General features: G+C 73.5%; 12 protein-coding genes and 1 pseudogene. 6 read left to right on the top strand and 7 right to left on the bottom strand.

Annotated features, from left to right (window positions below; genetic code table 11):
* Window positions 1-153: pseudogene (locus tag ACWGE1_RS19910) on the top strand (DJ-1/PfpI family protein); the annotation flags it as partial.
* Window positions 154-213: 60 nt separating this feature from the next.
* Here ACWGE1_RS19910 and ACWGE1_RS19905 read toward each other — a convergent pair.
* The 4 genes from ACWGE1_RS19905 to ACWGE1_RS19890 all read right to left on the bottom strand — a co-directional run bounded on the left by ACWGE1_RS19905 (window position 214) and on the right by ACWGE1_RS19890 (window position 5239).
* Entirely contained in the window at window positions 214-567 is a 354-nt protein-coding gene (locus ACWGE1_RS19905) for a UBP-type zinc finger domain-containing protein (protein ID WP_453421806.1), read from the bottom strand.
* Window positions 564-2063, bottom strand: a complete 1500-nt coding sequence (locus ACWGE1_RS19900) for an ATP-binding protein (RefSeq protein ID WP_453421805.1) — start codon at window positions 2061-2063, stop codon at window positions 564-566. Before ACWGE1_RS19900 ends, ACWGE1_RS19905 begins: the two co-directional genes overlap by 4 nt.
* Complete coding sequence (locus tag ACWGE1_RS19895; RefSeq protein WP_453421804.1) at window positions 2060-3736, bottom strand: FAD-dependent oxidoreductase; 1677 nt, start codon at window positions 3734-3736, stop codon at window positions 2060-2062. Before ACWGE1_RS19895 ends, ACWGE1_RS19900 begins: the two co-directional genes overlap by 4 nt.
* A gap of 141 nt (window positions 3737-3877) precedes the next feature.
* Window positions 3878-5239: a helix-turn-helix domain-containing protein gene (locus ACWGE1_RS19890; RefSeq protein ID WP_453421803.1), complete on the bottom strand. Its 1362-nt coding sequence runs from the start codon at window positions 5237-5239 to the stop codon at window positions 3878-3880.
* A 222-nt stretch (window positions 5240-5461) separates the two neighbouring features.
* Here ACWGE1_RS19890 and ACWGE1_RS19885 point away from each other — a divergent pair, with 222 nt between their 5' ends.
* Window positions 5462-6163 (top strand): DUF4232 domain-containing protein, encoded by a 702-nt coding sequence (locus ACWGE1_RS19885; RefSeq protein WP_453421802.1) that lies wholly within the window; start codon window positions 5462-5464, stop codon window positions 6161-6163.
* On the opposite strand, the gene ACWGE1_RS19880 is transcribed toward ACWGE1_RS19885, so the two are convergent.
* Complete coding sequence (locus ACWGE1_RS19880; RefSeq protein WP_453421801.1) at window positions 6158-6895, bottom strand: ABC transporter ATP-binding protein; 738 nt, start codon at window positions 6893-6895, stop codon at window positions 6158-6160. The two genes, ACWGE1_RS19885 and ACWGE1_RS19880, sit on opposite strands and share 6 nt — an antisense overlap.
* 197 nt (window positions 6896-7092) lie before the next feature.
* Here ACWGE1_RS19880 and ACWGE1_RS19875 point away from each other — a divergent pair, with 197 nt between their 5' ends.
* From ACWGE1_RS19875 to ACWGE1_RS19865, 3 genes are read left to right on the top strand one after another with little or no spacing between them, the layout of a single operon-like run.
* On the top strand, window positions 7093-10368 hold the full coding sequence (locus ACWGE1_RS19875) for an FtsX-like permease family protein (protein WP_453421800.1): 3276 nt from the start codon (window positions 7093-7095) through the stop codon (window positions 10366-10368).
* A complete protein-coding gene (locus tag ACWGE1_RS19870; RefSeq protein ID WP_453421799.1) occupies window positions 10365-13298 on the top strand; it encodes a hypothetical protein in 2934 nt (977 codons plus the stop codon). Before ACWGE1_RS19875 ends, ACWGE1_RS19870 begins: the two co-directional genes overlap by 4 nt.
* On the top strand, window positions 13295-14251 hold the full coding sequence (locus tag ACWGE1_RS19865; protein ID WP_453421798.1) for an ABC transporter ATP-binding protein: 957 nt from the start codon (window positions 13295-13297) through the stop codon (window positions 14249-14251). The genes ACWGE1_RS19870 and ACWGE1_RS19865 overlap by 4 nt, the downstream gene beginning before the upstream one ends.
* A gap of 79 nt (window positions 14252-14330) precedes the next feature.
* Here the strand turns inward: ACWGE1_RS19865 and ACWGE1_RS19860 are convergent, their stop codons facing one another.
* On the bottom strand, window positions 14331-14888 hold the full coding sequence (locus tag ACWGE1_RS19860; protein WP_453421797.1) for a DUF3291 domain-containing protein: 558 nt from the start codon (window positions 14886-14888) through the stop codon (window positions 14331-14333).
* Between the two features lie 459 nt (window positions 14889-15347).
* On the opposite strand from ACWGE1_RS19860, the gene ACWGE1_RS19855 reads away from it, so the two are divergent.
* A complete protein-coding gene (locus ACWGE1_RS19855; RefSeq protein ID WP_453421796.1) occupies window positions 15348-16139 on the top strand; it encodes a DUF3626 domain-containing protein in 792 nt (263 codons plus the stop codon).
* A gap of 103 nt (window positions 16140-16242) precedes the next feature.
* Here ACWGE1_RS19855 and ACWGE1_RS19850 read toward each other — a convergent pair whose 3' ends face one another.
* Complete coding sequence (locus tag ACWGE1_RS19850; protein WP_453421795.1) at window positions 16243-16983, bottom strand: class I SAM-dependent DNA methyltransferase; 741 nt, start codon at window positions 16981-16983, stop codon at window positions 16243-16245.
* Window positions 16984-17099: the final 116 nt, after the last annotated feature.

The raw sequence follows: 17099 nt of genomic DNA, 5'->3' as shown, positions 1-17099 counted from the left end.
GACGGCGATCTGGTCACGGCCGGCGGCATCACCTCCGGGCTGGACCTGGCCCTGTGGCTCGTCCGCCGGGAACTCGGCGCCGACGCGGCGACCGGCGTGGAGACCATGCTGGAGTACGAGGCCCGCGGCACCGTCTGGACGCAGACGGCCTAGGGAGTGTCCGCAAAGTAGCGTCGTCCGCCCGCCGAGCAGACGGGACTTTGCGGACACGACCTAGCGATGCAGGTGCTTCGTCCAGTCCTCGGGGACCCGGCCGGCCGGGCCCGGGGCCGGCTGGTCCGCCGGGTGGTCGCTCGGTGGGGTCAGCTCGGGGCCGGAGTCGTACAGGGCGTCGGTGTCGTAGTTCCAGAACCACTCCTCGCCCGGCTCGAAGCTCTGCACCAGGGGGTGGCCGGTGGACTTCCAGTGGGCGGTGGCGTGCTGGGCCGGGGAGGAGTCGCAGCAGCCGATGTGGCCGCACTGGGCGCAGCGGCGCAGGTGGAACCACCAGCCGCCCGCCGCGTCGCAGTCGCCGCATCCGGTGCCGGTGGGCGGGACGCTCGGGTCGATTCCGTCGATGTCGCTCATACGGGCTCCTCAGCCGTCTCGGTGTCGGATGCGGTCGCAGTCCCGGGCCCGGGCTCGGTTCCGGGGTCCGGGGCGGTCAGCGGCAGCAGTACCTGGAACCGGGTGTCGCCGGGGGCGGACTCGACCTGGAGGCTGCCGTGGTGCTTGTTGACGACGATCCGCCAGGAGATGTCGAGGCCGAGCCCGGTGCCCTCGCCGACCGGTTTGGTGGTGAAGAAGGGGTCGAAGATGCGGCTGCGGATGTCGGCCGGGATACCGGGACCGGTATCGCGGAACTCCACGAGCAGGCGGTCGCCCTCCCGGGCCGTGCGCACCGTCAGCGTGCCCTCGCCGCCCGTGCTCCCGATGGCGAAGACGGCGTTGTCGATGAGGTTGGTCCACACCTGGTTGAGCTCCGCCGGGTAGGCGGGCACCTCCGGCAGGGAGCGGTCGTAGTCCTTGACCACCCGCACCCGGGAGCCGATCTTGCCGGACAGCATCAGCAGGGTGCTGTCGAGGAGTTCGTGGACGTCGACGACCCGGTACGGGGCCCGGTCGAGCTGCGAGTACTGCTTGGCCGCGTCCACGAGGTGGGAGATGCGCGTGGTCGAGTCGTCGATCTCGTCCATCAACAGCTCGGTCTCCACCGTGTAGTTGAGCCAGCCGATGGCCGACGGCAGGATCTCCTCGGCCACGGTCGCCGCGACCTGATCGAGCCAGTCCGTGTCCAGTCCGGCCTGCACGAAGGTCGGCGCGATCCGCCAGCCCTCCTGGATGTCGTGGTCGTCGAGCCAGTCTGCGAGCTCGTCCTCCCGGTCGGAGGCCTCCAGGGGGCTCAGCGCCGTTGCCTTCGCGACGCGCTCGACGGTGCGTTCCTGGATCTCGATGAGGTCGGCGATCGTCTCGCGCGAGTACTGGCCCTGGGAGATGTGGGCCAGCTTGTGCCGCATCTTCCCCACCCGCTCCCGCAGCGTCGCGGTGGCCCGTACGGCCGCCGCGGCCGGGTTGTTGAGCTCGTGGGTGAGACCGGCGGACAGCGACCCCAGGGCCAGCAGCCGCTCACGCTGCCCGATCGCCCGCTGGGTGTTCTTGGAGCCGAAGAACAGCCCCTCCAGCAGGTGCGCCGCCATCGGGAACCACTCCCGCATGATGTCCGCGAACGACTCCGCGGGCAGCACGAAGAACCGCGTCGGCTCGGTCACCCGCATCGAGTTGGTGTACGTCTGCGGCACCTGGTCGCCGAGGTACGCCTGCATGGCGCCCGCGTACACGCCGCGCTGCGCGGTGCGGCTCACCTCGACGTCGTCGCCGCCGACCCGGCGGGACAGCACGACGGTGCCCTCGATCATCACGTAGAAGCAGGTGGCCGGGTCGCCCTCGGTGTACACCGGACCGGCTTCGAACCGCTCCACCCGGCCCTCGCCGCACAGCCGCCCGAGCTGCTCCGGCGAGAGCTTCTCGAACAGGAACAGCGAGGCGATCTCCTGCGGGCTGCAGGGCATCGGCTGACCGCTCATGACTGCTCCAGGTACCGGTGGACGAGCATCACGGCCATGGCTCCCTCTCCGACGGCGGACGCGACGCGCTTCGCGGACTGGGCGCGCGCGTCGCCCGCCACGAACACGCCGGGAATGTTGGTCTCCAGGTGGTACGGCGGCCGGTCCAGCTCCCACTCGGCGGGCGGCCGTCCGTCCGGGGTGAGGTCCGGCCCGGCCAGGATGAAACCGTGCTCGTCGCGCAGCACCGTACCGTCGAGCCAGTCGGTCAGCGGCGCCGCGCCGATGAACACGAACATCCACTGCGCGTCGACGAGTTCGGTCGCACCGCTGTCCACGTCGCGCAGCGTCAGCTGCTCCAGGTGCCCCTCGCCGTGCGCCGCCTCGATGACCGTCCGGGTCCGCACCGTGATGTTCGGCATCTCCTCGATCTGCTGGATCAGGTAGTACGACATCGATGCCGTCAGGGAATCCCCGCGGACCAGCAGCGTCACCGACTTGGCGCCCCGCGCCAGGTACATCGCCGCCTGTCCGGCCGAGTTGGCGCCGCCCACGATGTACACGTCCTGCCCCTGGCAGGAGGCCGCCTCGGTGAGCGAGGAGCCGTAGTACACCCCGCAGCCGGTCAGCTGGTCGCAGCCCGGTGCGTGGAGCTGCCGGTACGACACGCCGGTCGCCAGGATGACGCTGTGGGCGGCGATCGTCCGGCCGTCCGAGAAGTGGACGATACGCGCCGCGCCGTTGACCTCCAGCCCCGTGACCTCGCGCGCCGTCAGGATCTCGGCGCCGAACCGGCCCGCCTGGCGGCGGGCGCGCTCCGTGAGCTGCGCCCCCGACACGCCGTCCGGGAAGCCGAGGTAGTTCTCGATGCGGGAGCTCTGGCCGGCCTGCCCGCCGGTCGCCGACCGCTCGATCAGTACGGTGCGCAGCCCCTCCGAGGCCCCGTACACCGCTGAGCCGAGCCCCGCCGGGCCGCCTCCGATGACGACGAGGTCGTAGAAATCGGCGGTCGGCGTCGTCGCGAGCCCCACGTTGGCGGCCAGTTCCGGCTCCTCCGGCTCGATCAGTGCGGTGCCCTCGGGCGTGACCACCAGCGGCAGCCGCTGTCCGTCGGCCCCGGCCGCCTCCAGCAGTCGCCGCCCCTCGGGCTCGTCGGAGGAGTACCAGCGGTAGGGCACCTGGTTGCGGGCCAGGAACTCCCGGACCCGCGAGGAACGCGCCGACCAGCGGTGCCCGACCACCTTGGTCGCCGGTACCGGCCGGTAGTCGCTGGTGCGCCAGGCCGTGAGCAGGTCGTCCACGACCGGGTAGAGCTTCTCCTCCGGCGGGTCCCACGGCTTGAGCAGGTAGTGGTCGAGGTCCACGACGTTGATCGCGTCGATCGCCGCGTTGGTGTCGGCGTACGCCGTCAGCAGCACGCGCCGCGCCCCCGGGTACACCTGCAGGGCCTGTTCCAGGAACTCGATGCCGTTCAGCTGCGGCATCCGGTAGTCGGCCAGGATCACCGCCACCAGGTCGCCCCGCAGCTTCAGCTCGCGCAGCGCCTCCAGCGCGGACTCGCCGGACTCGGCGCGCACGATCCGGTACTCGGCGCCGTAGCGGCGCCGCAGGTCACGGGCGATGGCCCGGGAGACCCCCGGGTCGTCGTCCACGGTCAGGATGACGGTCCGCGCCGTGTCGGCGGCCTGTGCCATACGTCTCCACCCCGAGTGCTCTGGGCGGGCGGCCCGGCGAGCCGCCCGCGCCGGTTCCCGCCCATCGTATGGTCGATCCTCCGGGACCGCTCCGGGACGAAGCGGACCGTGCGCTCCAGGTACACACCCGGTCGCTCCTGGTCAACTGCCTGTCGTGCCCGCCCCGACCCATCCGTCGCCGCCGAGGGGGAACTCGTAGCCGGGCCGCCCCTTGCTTCCGCTGGTGCGGAAGGGGTTGCCGTTGTGGTCGATCCTGAGGGTGCCGCGGCGGGAGCCGCTGGACCAGGACAGCTCCAGGTACCAGCTCACGTCGTGGGCGGAGGCGGCGGCCTTGATGTGGAACACCTCCGGTTGCGACTCGCTCACCGAGAAGGGGAAGTCCCGCTGACCCGGCACGGGTGCGACGGACGGGCGCGCGGAGTCGAGGGCCACGCCGAAGGTGCGGGTCGGGACGCCCGCGCCGCAGCCGACCCCCGGGTAGCCCATGGCGTAGTCGTTCCAGGGGAGCGGCGCACGCTTGGCGACCGTACGGACGGTCAGGCCGTCCAGCACCACGGTGTCCGCGCCGGAGCCCTGCAGGGTGAGGGTGACGTACTGCTCGTCCGCGGGTACGGCTCCGGCCGCCGCCACCCAGGCGGGTGCGTCCCGTTCCACGGGAGGCGGTCCCACCTGGGCCGGGGGCTTGTCGATCAGATAGTGCTGGCCGCAGGGCGCCTCCCAGGTGTGGGGGCGGGTGGTCACCTTCACCGGCGTGCCGGCGGCGGCGTTGTCGCCGCCGCTGCTTCCGCTTCCTGCTGCGGGGGCCGTGTGCGTGGTGCCCGAGGACGAGGACGAGGACGAGGACGAGGGCGCGGACGGCGACGACGAGGCGGACGGGGACGAGGGCGTCGAAGGGGACGCGTCCGGGCCGTCCGGGCCGTCCGGGGACTTCCCCTGGTCGGGGGATCCGCTCATGGCACCGACGGGGCTGTCCCGGACGCCGGTGCCCTGTGCGGGCCGGCCCGCATCGAGCGTGGTGAGCACCCCGGCCAGAGCGGTGACGGCGGCCACGACCGTGACCGAGATCCCGGCGAGCACCGCCCTGCGCGGGCGAGGACGCCGGGTCGGCGCGGGCGGCTCGGCGGCGGTGGTCGCTCCTGCGACCTCGGCGACTTCGGCCACCTCGGCGGCCTCGGGCGCGTCCGTCGCGTCGTCCACCTCGGCCGAGTCGACCGGAACGCGCACGGTGCCGCTCGGGTCCGCGCCCTTGCGCGGGCGGTTCGTGTCGGCCCGCACCCAACTCCGGTGCAGGGCGAGGAGCTCCTCGGGCGAGGCCCTGCACAGCCGGGCGAGCCGTTCGACCGGTGCGTAGTCCGCCGGGACGACCTCGCCGCTGCAATAGCGGTGCAAGGTCGACGCGCTCATGTGGAGCCGCTTGGCGAGCGTTCCGTAGCTGAGGCCGGACCGGTCCTTCAACTCCCGCAGCAGCTCGGCGAACCCCGGCCCAGCAGTGTCCTGCGACACCGTTCCTCCCACCCCGTGTCCTGTCCCGCATCCCAGGAACAGGTTGTTTGCCCAGCTCAGAGCCTATGCCCGTATTCCAGCGTTCCGGATTGCCCAGCGGATGTGGCGGCTGGGACGGAGCATCGCTCAGGCTGAGGCCATCCAAGCACACCGCTCCCGGCGGCCGGTCCAGGCGGACCCCGAACGGGCCCTGCGGTCATGCCCCATGAAAGGCCGTCAGCCATGCACGCGTTCCACAGCGCCCCCCTCGCCCGCAGCGCCCGTACCTTCCGCCCGTACGGCCTCCGGCGCCTCGCGGGTGCGGGCGCCGCCGCCCTCGTCGTCCTCTCCCTCTCGGGGTGCAAGGACGACACGGGCTTCAAGGACGGGGGAGAAGCAGCCGTTTCGCCCCCCGCCGCGGAGGCCGTTCCCTCGGCCGCCCCGACCATGGGACAGACCCCCAAGGGCTCGCCGGCGCCGTCGGCCCCCTCCGCTCCGACGGCCGCGGGGGAGCAGCAGCACGTCCTGTGCAACGGCGCCAACACCGGCGTCACCGTGCAGCCCGTCTCCCGGCCGCTCAACCACATGCTGATCACGGTGAGGAACACCGGCTCGAAGACCTGCGACCTGACCTACTACCCGGTGCTCCGCTTCGACGAGATGCAATGGGTGCCGGCCGCACAGCAGCAGACCCGGCCCCAGGCGGTGGTGTCCCTCGCTCCGGGCGAGTCGGGCTATGCGGGGGCCCTGCTGTCGGCGGCCGACGGCAGCGGCGAGGGCGGGACGACCGGACACCGGCTCACGATCGCCTTCCAGGGCCGGACGCCTCTCAGCAACGGCGGCGCGTCCGCGACCCCGGCCCTCCCGGCGGCCGGTGTCGCCTACGACAGCTCGCTGTCGGTCACGTACTGGCAGCGGAGCAGCGCGGACGCGCTCGGCTCATGAGCCGGCCGGGGCGATGCGGCCGTCGCGCAGTTCCACGACCCGGTCGGCGAGCTCGATCAGGTTGGGGTCGTGGGTGGCGACGAGGATGGTCACCGATTCGCTGCGCACCACCGCGCGCAGCAGCTCCATGACCGACCGGCCGGTCTCCGAGTCGAGCTGGCCCGTGGGTTCGTCGGCGATGATCAGGTCGGGGTCGTTGGCCAGGGCGCGGGCCACCGCCACGCGCTGCTGCTGGCCGCCGGAGAGCTCGCCGGGGCGCTGCTCCGCGTGGTCCGCGAGACCGACCAGGGCGAGCAGGGTCCGGGCGCGTTCCTCGCGCACCTTGGCGGGGACGCGGCGCAGCCGCATCGGTACGCCGACGTTCTCGGCGGCGGTGAGGACGGGTATCAGGCCGAAGGACTGGAAGACGAAGCCGATGCGGTCGCGGCGCAGCGCGAGCAGGCCCGGCTCGTCGAGGGACGCCAGGTCGGTGCCGTCGAGGGTGATCCGGCCGCCGGTCGGCGTGTCGAGGCCGCCGACGAGGTTCAGCAGGGTGGTCTTGCCGGAGCCCGACCGGCCCCTGAGGGCGGTGAGTTCGCCTCGGCGGACCTCGAAGGACACGCCGCGCAGGGCGTGGACGGCCTGCGGTCCGCTGCCGAAGGTGTGGTGCACGTCGTCCACCACGACGATCGGCGAACCGTCGTCCTCCCGCGTTCTCGTCGCGACCGTCGCCGGTTCCTGCTGATCCCTCATCGCGTCTGTTCCCCCGTCGCGTTGTCCGTGTGGGGCGCCCGGCCCCCGCGTTCCCTGCATCCTGCCGCTGCAGTTTTCTGATCGCATTTGCGCATCTGCCCCACCGATCACGCAAGCCCCTTCCGTCAATAGCCCATATCTGGCAGCATCGTCCGCTATCCGGTACCGAGGGTCCGGACGGGGGAGGATTTCAACACGTGCTCGGCTTCGTCGTGCGCCGACTGCTCGGGCGGTGGCCGCTCGCCGTTGCCGTGCTGCTCACCGTACTCATCACCGCGACCACCCTGACCGCGCTCACGGCCTTCACCCGTGGCGTGGGCGAGGAAGGGCTCCGGCGGGCTCTGACCGGCGCCGAACAGCCCCGGACCACCGTCGTGATCACCAGTGGCCATCCCGCCGCATCCCGCGCCAAGGACGACGAGTCCGTACGGACGTTCGCGGACGAGGTGTTCGGACGGCTGCCGGTGGCCTCCGAGAGCGTGGCACGCAGCCGCTCGTACGGACTCCCCGGCGTCGCCGCCTCGGGCCGCGACGCCGACCTGACCCTGCTCGCCGCCCTCGGCAAGGACCACGTACAACTGCTCGCCGGCCAGTGGCCCGGACCGGTCGCCGCCCCCACCGGGGCCGGTACCGCGGCGGCCCCGACACAGGTGGCCGTGCCGCGCGCGGCGCTCGCCCGGCTCGGCCTCGCCGAGTCCGCGCTGCCGGCACCGGTCCGCCTCGACGACCGGTTCGGCGGGCCGCCGCTGACCGTGCTGGTCACCGGCGTGTACCGGGCCGCCGATCCGGACGCCGCGTACTGGCGCCTCGACCCGCTCGGCGGCCGCGAGGTCCAGGCCGACACCTTCGCCATCTACGGCCCGCTCCTGGTGGACGACACCGCCTTCACGACGGGCGGCCTCCTGCAGAACCACCGCCTCACCCTGCTCACCCCCGACCTGCGCACGATCCGCGGCCCCGAGGCCGAGACCGTCCGGGGCGCGACCGAGCCCGCGAGCGCCTCCCTCGAACGTGCGAGCTCGCTCCGGGCCGCCACCGAACTGCCCACGTTCCTCGGCGAGCTGAGCGCCGGAACGGTCGTCGCCCGGTCCACCCTGCTGATGGGCGCACTCCAGCTCGTCGTCCTCTCGGCCGCCGCCCTGCTCCTCGTCTCCCACATCCTGACCGTCCGCCAGGAACCGGAACGGGTCCTGCTCACCGCGCGCGGAGCCTCCCGCCGCCGCCTCGGCGCCCTGACCGCCGCCGAGTCACTGCTGCTCGCCCTGCCCGCGGCCGTCCTGGCACCCCTGCTCACCCCGCCGCTGCTGCGCCTGTTCGGCCGGTTCGGACCGCTCGCGCGGGTCCACCTGGAGATCCCGGACACCTGGCTGGTCTGGCCGGTCGCGGTGGGCTGCGCCCTGGCCTGTGTCCTGCTGACCACCCTGCCCTCCGTCCTGCGCGGTGCCTCGGCCGCCGTCCTGCGCCGCGTGGGCAGCAGGCAGGCCCTGGTGACGGGCGCCGCCCGCTCCGGCGTGGACCTGGCCGTCGTGGCCCTCGCCGTCGTCGGCTACCAGCAGCTCTCGCAGTACGGCGGTACGGACGCCCCCGCACCCGGGGCCTCCGCCGGCGGCGGGCTCGGCATCGACCCGGTCCTGGTCGCCGCCCCGGCCCTGGCACTCTGCGGGGGCACCCTGCTGGTCCTGCGGCTGCTGCCGTTCGCGGCGCGGGCCGGAGGCCGGCTGGCCGCGCGCGGCCGGAGCCTGGCCCCGGCCCTGTTCGGCTGGCAGCTCGCCCGCCGGCCCGGCCGGGCCACCGGACCCGTACTGCTGCTCGTACTCGCCGTCTCCAGCGGGATCCTGGCCCTCGGCCAGCACACCGCGTGGTCCGCCTCCCAGCGCGACCAGGCCGACTTCGCGACCGCGGGCGGCCTGCGGATCTCCGGGAGCAGCATGTCCCCGATGGGACAGGGCGGACGCTACGCGGCACTGCCCGGCGGGGACCGCCTGACCCCGGTGGTCCGCCGGGAGCAGAAGCTGCCCGACGGGAACGTTGCCGACGTCGTCGCACTCGACGCCGTCAAGGTCGGCGAACGGGTGCCGCTCCGGGCCGACCTGCGCAACGGGCACGGGATGCAGGACCTTTTCGCACCGCTCGCCGCGGGAGCGGCACCCGCCCCCGCGAACCCCGGGGTCGCCCTGCCCGGCTCCCCCCGTCGGATCGACCTCGGGGTGACGGTACGGTCCTCCGGCATGAGCTGGTCCGCCGTGAGCCTGCTGCTGCGCGACCGGTTCGGGGCCACCTACGGGACGGCCTCCGTCACGCTGCCCGCCGACGGCGAGGTCACCCTCCCCTTCCTCCTGGACGCGCTCACCGGCGCCCCGGTCGGATCCGCCGCCACCCCGCTGACCCTGGCCGGGATACGCCTCTCGTACGCCGGGGACGGTGACCACCCGGGCGACGGCAGCGAACTGACCCTGCGCCGGATCACCGTCTCCGACACCGCGGACGGCGCCGGGGGCGTCGCCGCCGGGGCCCCCGGCAGCTGGCAGTCGTCGCCCCTGCAGGGGCCCGGCTCGCCGCGCGCCCCCCAGCTGTCCCCGGTCCCGGCCGGTTCCACAGACCTGCTCCGGCTGCGCTACTGGGGCGGATTCGGCACCCTGCAGGGCGTCAACACCGTGCTCTTCCCGGCGCCCGCCGCGCCGCCCGCCGCCGCCGTCCCGGCAGTCGCCACCACCCGCTACCTGCGGTCCCTGGGCGCCGCCGTGGGCGATACGGTCCCCATCGCCCTGGACGGCGCGACCGTTCCGACGCGGATCACCGCCGCCGTGGACTCCCTCCCCGTAGCCGGACGCTCCGCGCTCGCCGTCGACCTGCACGTACTCGGCCGGTTCCTGCTGGAGTCCGCCGGCCAGCAGCCGCCCGCTCCCACCGAGTGGTGGCTGCCCGCCGACTCGGCCGCCGACCCGATACCGGCCCGAGCGGCGGCCCAGCTGCGCGAAGGCGCCCGGACCGAGCGCGTCCAACTGCGCGAGGAGATCACCGCACGGCTGCTGGACGACCCGCTGAGCGCCGGACCGCAGAGCGCGCTCGCCGCCCTCGCCGCCGCGTGCGCGGTCCTGGCGGCCATCGGCTTCGCGACCTCCACCGCCGCCGAACGGCGCGTGCGCGGCCGGGAGTTCTCGGTCCTGCTCGCGCTCGGCACACCGCGCCGCTCGCTGGCCCGCGCGTCCGCCGCCGAGGGCGGCGTGCTGATCGCCATCGGGACCGCGGTCGGCACCGGGCTGGGCATCGCCCTCGTCCATCTGATGGCGCCCCTGGTGGTGCTGACGCCGGCCGCCGGGCGGCCCTTCCCGCCCGTACAAGTGGACATGCCGTTCTGGCAGACCCTGCTGACGGTCGCCGCCATCGCCGCCGTTCCCCTGCTGTCGGCCGCGCTCAGCGGCCCCCGGGGCCGCGACATCGCCGCCCGGCTGCGTCCCGTGGAGGAGATGTGACCACCCCGCCGTCCGCCACCCCGCCGTCCGCCACCCCGCCGTCCGCCACCCCGCCGTCCGCCACCCCGCCCCCGGCCGCCGGTGCCCCGCGGCCCGGGCCGCGGCCCGCGCCGTGGGTCAGGACCCGGCTGCGGGCGGCTCCGCTGGGCACCGTACTCGGCGCCGCACTGGCCTTCGTGGCCGTCCTGCTGGCCGCCGCGCTGCCGCGGGCCCAGGACCGGGGCGCCGACCAGGCCCTGCGGTCCTTCCTGGAGCGCAGCGGCCCGGCCGGCACCAGCCTGCAGGTGACCGCGCCCGCCCCGGACGCCGGGCAGAGCGCCGAGGCCCTGGACCGGACGCTGGAGGAACTGCTCCGCCCCACCGGATCCACCTTCCACGTGGACCCCGACACGACGGTCCACGGCACGCGCACCACCAAGCGGCAGCCGCTGCTGAATCCGGAACTGTCCAAGCCGTCCGGCTTCCCGCCCCACATGACGCTGCTGCACGTCCGCCAGGCCGAGGCACACGTGAAGCTGGTGCAGGGGCACTGGCCGAGCAGCACCCCCACGGCCGCCCCCCAGGGCACCGCCGCGGAGCTGCCGCCCCTGCAGGTCGCCCTCTCGCAGCGCGCCGCCGACACCCTCGGCGCCCGCCTCGGATCCGTCCTGAAGAGCGCGCCCCGCGTCGACGGCACGCCCTCCGTCGAAGTCGTCGGCCTCTACACGCCCCTCGACGAGAACGAGGGCTTCTGGGCGGACAACCTGGGGTGCCTCACCCACGCCTGCGAGCACTACAACGGCGAAAACCTCGACTGGGACGTCGACGCCCTGGTCGGAACCGGGGACCTCGACCGGATGAGCACCTGGAGCCGCACCGCCGAGGACTTCTGGCGGCTCCCGGTCGACGTCGGCCGCCTGCGGGCCGACCGGCTCGACGCCACGAGGAAGGAGGTCGCCTCGTACGTCGCCGGGCCCACCGCCGCCGCCCTCATCCGGGAAACCGGCCGCCTGCGGCTGCACACCACCTCATGGCTCCCCGAGCGCTTCGAAGAGGCCCGCGCCCGCACACAGGCCGCGGCACCACTCGCCCTGATCGGACCTGCCGGGGTCGGCGGCGTCGCCTTCGTCGTCCTGTGCCTGGCCGGCGCGCTCGCCGCGGACCGCCGCGGCGCCGAACTGCAGCTGCTGCTGGCGCGGGGCGGCTCGCGCGCCGCCATCGTCGGCCGGCTCCTCGGCGAGGGCGCCGTCACGGTGCTCCCGGCGGCCGCGGCCGCCACCGTGCTCGCCGTACTGCTGCTGCCCACACCCCGGCTCGCACCCGCACTGCTCTCGGCCGCCGCCGTCGCCCTGCTCGCCCTGCTGGCCTTCCCGGTACGGGCGGCCGTGCTGCTGACCCCGCCCCGCCCGGCCGGGCGGTGGCGCAGGCCCGTGGCCGAACTGCTCGTCCTCATCGCCACCGCCGCCGCCGTACTGGCGATCCGCCGCCGCGGGATCGCCCCGCCCGGCAGCGACCCCGACCCGCTGCTGATCGCGGCCCCGCTGCTGCTCGCCCTGTGCGGGGCACTGCTGCTGGCCCGGCTGCAGCCCGTGGTGACCGGCTGGCTCGCCCGGGCGGCCGGCCGCCGCTCCGGACTGGTCGGCTTCCTCGGACTGGCCCGGGCCGCCCGCGGCCCGGGGACGGCCGGGACGCACGGCCGCGGCCGCAGCGGCCCCTCCGTCCTGCCGATGGTCGCGCTGCTCCTCGCCATCACCACCGGCGGATTCGGCGCCGCCGTCCTGGACTCGGTGGACTCGTCCCGGCTGGGGGTGGCCCGGCTGGCCGTCGGGGGCGACGCGGCGATCTCCGCGTACGGGAAGTCCCCGCTCCCGGACGGGCTCGCGAAGGCCGCGGGCGAGCTTCCGGGCGTGCGGACCTCCGTACCGCTGTGGATCGACCACGACTCCGCCGTACTCGGCACCCGCCAGGGCTCCACCCAGGTCACCGTGATCGTCGCCGAGCCGGCCGCGTACGCGGAGCTGTCCCGTGCCCTCGGCTGCGGCCACTTCGACCCGGCCCTGCTGGCCGTCGGCGGCAAGGAGCCCGCCGACGCCCCGGTGCCCGCGCTGTTCAGCGCGGGCCTGGCACGGCAGGCCGCCCAGGGCACGTACACGGTGCGGCCCGGCGAAGGCGGAGAGCTGCGGGCGCGGGTCGCGGGCGTGATCGACTGCTCCCCGGCCCATCCGGCCCGTGACGCCGCGACCGTCGTCCTGCCCGCGGGCACGGCGACGGACCTCATGGGCGCCGGCCGGCCGAACCGCTGGTTCGGCCTCGGTCCCGTCGACGGGGACCGGCTGCGCGCGCTGGTCCGGGCCACGCTCCCGGCCGGCTCCGAGACCGCCGCCCCGGCCCCGGCCGCGGCGCCCGCTCCCGCCGCGAGTCAGGGGCAGGGTCCGGCTTCGGGCACCGACCCGGCCGACGAGGTGTATCCCGTGCACACCAGCGCCGACGCCGTCGCCGAGCTGGGCGCCGATCCGCTGCAGCGCTCGGCACAGCGCCTCTTCTGGGCCTCCGTGGCCGGAGCGGCCGGGTTCGCGCTGCTGGCCGTCCTGCTGACGCTGGTGCGGTCCGTCCCCGAACGGGCCGCGCTGCTGGCCCGGCTGCGCACCATGGGGCTGCCGCGCAGGCAGGGCGTGGCGCTGATCCTCGCCGAGACCCTGCCGCAGACACTGGCCGCGACGCTGGGCGGGGCCCTGGTGGCGGCGGCCGCGGTGGCCCTGCTGGGCCCGGCGATGGACCTGTCCACGCTGGTCGGTGCGCGCGTGCCGACCGGAGTACGGCTCACGGCGGGGCCCGTGCTCACCCAGGCCCTGGGCCTGGCCGCCCTGGTCGCCGCGGCCGTGCTCGTCGAGGCGGCGACATCCGGGCGACGGCAGATCACCACCGAGTTGAGAGCGGGAGACCAGCGTTGAACACCGACCAGCCGACGTACGAGGAGCTGCGCCGCCGGGCGACGGCCGCAGCGGAGCCCCGCACCCCGGCGGCGGACGTCGCGATCGCCTGCGACCGCCTGGTCCGGATCTTCAGCCAGGACGGCATCGAGGTACAGGCCCTCCAGGGACTGGAGCTGACGGTCGACCAGGGCGACCTGCTGGCCCTCGTGGGCGCCTCGGGCAGCGGCAAGTCCACCCTCCTGAACATCCTGGCGGGCCTGGACGTCCCGACGGCCGGCAGCGCGGCGGTCGCCGGCTACGACCTGCTGGAACTGTCGGCGCGGGACCGGCTGCGCTACCGGCGCGAAGCGGTCGGGTTCGTCTTCCAGCAGACGGCCCGCAACCTCCTGCCGTTCCTGACGGCCGCCCAGAACGTCGCCCTCCCGATGCAGTTGAAGGGAGACAGCCCCCGCCGCGGCGCGGGCGCCCGCCGCGCCGCCCGGGTCGCGGAGATCCTCGACGCCCTCGGGATCGGCGACCTGGCGCACCGCCACCCGGCGCAACTTTCCGGCGGCCAGCAGCAGCGCGTCGCGATCGCCGTGGCGATGGCGAACGACCCCAAGGTGCTGCTCGCCGACGAACCCACGGGCGAACTGGACTCGGAGACGGCCGCGGCGGTCTTCGAGACCTTCCGCACCGTGAACAAGGAGCTCGGCGTGACGGTGGTCATCGTGACGCACGACCCCATGGTGGCGGGCGAGGTCCGCCGCACCGTGGCGATCCGTGACGGCCGCACCAGCAGCGAGGTCCTGCGCCGCCTGGTCACCGACGAGCACGGCGAGGAATCGATCAGCGAACGCGAGTACGTCGTCCTGGACCGCTCCGGACGCGTCCAGCTCCCCCCGAAGTTCCTGGAGGCCCTGGGCATGGAGCACCGCGTGGCCGTCGACCTGGCCCCGGACCACATCGAACTCCGCCCGGACCGCAGCTAGGCCGTCTCTTTCAGATCTTGCCGGCAAGATCCAAAAGAGACGGCCCAGGCCGATCATGTGCCGAGGCCAGGCCCTTTTGTCAGCGAACCTGGTCGCTCTTCGGCCCGACGCCCTTGATCCCGGTCGGAGTTCCGTCCGGGGCGAATGAGTGGTGGAAGGTGAAGGCGTGCGGCGCGGGAACGTGGTCGTGGAGGTGTTCCAGCCTGGAAACCCCGTCCTGCCAGGTGGGTATCACTCCGTCGGAGACCCACCAGCACACGTAATTCGGGTGTCCTGACCTCTCGAACCAGTCGTAACGCCTGTTCAGCGCCTCACGGTGCAGACCGGTGTAGACGGCGTCGAAGGCGGGGCGCAGGCCGGTCCAGAGGGAGAGGGTCGCGGCCAGGGCGGTGGTTTCCACCGTCCGGCCCTTGCCGTACCAGGTCGGTACGACGAACTCGCCCCATGCACCCCAGTCCGCCTCGAAGAGCATGCCCCGGTCACCGTCTGCCGCTTCAGCCCGCGCGAGGTATCCGGGGTGCTGAGTGATCTTCCGGTAGACGGCCTCACCAATGTCGTAGAACTCACGCGTACGAGGTGCGGGATCGGCGAGAGGTGACTTCAGGACGCCGAATGTGTACAGAGCAAGATGGGGCATGCGTCTCTCCCTGGTCGGGGGTGCCTGGTGTGGACTCGGTTCGGTGACTTGCGCCTGTGGGCGGGGGTTCGTGGGGCGTGACCAACTCATCCCGTCGCGGTGGCTCAGCCCGAAGGAACTCCTGCGCGCCCGTGGGCGATCGCCGAAGACCAGGTGAAGGTAGCTGCCTCTGCGGGCCATGTCGAAGTTGCGTTTTTCCTGTTCAAGTGGCCTCTAGCACAGAGGTCCTTGCGGGGCGGGGCGCGGGGCACCAGTGATCCGCTTCGGCCGATCGGATCGCCCGCCATGCCCGTCCGTATCGACGGCCTGGATCCACGGTGGTCCAAGGGGACTGCCGGTGGACAATCCGCGTGCACCGGTCGATCGCGTCGGGGAACATGTGCGGATGAGCTCCGCATCCTCCCGGACATCGCAGGAACGGGCCCTTCGGCATGTCGCGGAACTGGCGTCGGGGCCCCCATGGACCCGACGCTGCGGGTGACTCTCAACTTCCATCCGGACCGTCTGGTGCACGGCAGGCCGATCCTGGACGCCATGGCCGAGGACGGCGTCTACCGCTCGCAGTTCGTCACGGGGACCAGCAACGGCGGACTGACCGCGCATCCGGGCGGCGACCGGTGGCGCTGGGAGAGCCGGATCTTCGCCGGCGCGTACGACGAAGCACCTGCTCACGAGCGGCCCGTGTACGGGGCGTTGAACTTCCGCCGAAAGCCGGTCGGCGGGGCGCCGCGGTTCGGCTCGGCCCACTTCCGGCTGGCTGCCGAGACACTGGCGGGAACCTCGTTCTGCTACCCGGACAGCTTCCTGGAACCTTCGGATTTCGGTGTCGCGGACCGCATGGGGCTTCTCGCGCTCGCCCTCGCCGATCGTCAGGACGAGCTCGACGACTACATCGAGGCGCAGGTGCACGGGCCGGTCCAACTGCGCTGCCATGTGGAGGCACTGGTGCTGGACCCCTGCTACCGGGGCACGGCGGTCGAGGACACGGCTCTGCGTCTCGGCTGCCCGGTGGAGTGGCACCCCGGCTTCCGCCTCGAGGTCGGAGAACTCCGGCGTCACCCCGGCTACCGGGGCCGGGAATACGTCGACCTGGGCAGGCGGATCGCGGTCGACGGCGTGCTCGATCCCCGGATCGTCGGGGATGCCGCTCGTGCAGGCCGCCACGACCCCCAGGCGGTCAAGAAGGTGTGGCACTACCTGGCCCGCTTCGGGGCCCCGGAAGGCCCTACGCTCCCGGGACGCGACGGCTGAGCGCTTCGTACGGCCGGGCCACGCCAGGGGGTGCCGGGTGTGGCTGCCGGGCCCGGGCCGTGTATCCGGAAGCCGAGCATCCGCCCACCTGTACCGGCCGGTTTCAGGCCGGCTTGCGCCACACGGAGATGTGCTTCGTGGAGTCCTGGGTGAACGGCGCCCCGTCCCAGTCCGCGACGCGGCGTTCCAGCTCGAGCCCGGCGAGCCGTGCCATCAGGTCGAGCTCTGCCGGCCAGGCGTAGCGGTGCCGGGAGTTGTCGCGGCGGTAGTGGCCGTCGTCGCCGTCGCGGGTGAAGTGGTGCGAGACGAGAATCTGCTCGACGAGGTCGAAGGTGTCGAAGCCGAGATGCTGCTCGGAGACGTCGAACGGCACCGCGATCTGGCCGCGCGGCAGGAAACGCAGCGGCGGCACGCCCAGCTCGATGACGAATCGGCCGCCGGGCTCCAGATGACGTGCGGCGTTGCGGAAGCACTCGACCTGCTCGTCCTGTGTGAGCAGGTTCGTGATGGTGTTGTAGACGAGGAAGACCAGGGCGAAGTCGCCGGGAACGACGGTGGTGGCCATGTCCCCGATGACCACCGGGAGCGTGTCCTCGTCGATCTTGCGCCGCAGCACCGCTGCCATGTGCTCGGACAGCTCGATGCCCACCACCGGCACGCCGCGTTCCCGGAGGGGGACGCCCACTCGTCCGGTCCCGATGGCGAACTCCAGTGCCCGGCCGTCTCCGGCGAGCTCGGCGAGGAAGGCGAGAGTCGGTCCGAGAACGGCGGCCGAGGACGTCTCGGCCTCCTCCGCGTCGTAGCGGTCGGCGGTCGCGCGGCTCCACAGCTCACTGCTCGTCATGGGTGGCACTTTGCCGGGTACCGAGAGGCGATGTCGACGTATTTACCGTCCACCGGCGCCGGTCGACACGGTTTTGCGGCGGGCCGCTGCAGACCTTTCAGCACCTTGGAGATCAT

It is taken from the genome of Streptomyces sp. NPDC054932 (assembly GCF_053610205.1).
Note: the sequence above shows the minus strand (reverse complement) of the source record. Positions and strands in the feature narration are given on the sequence as shown.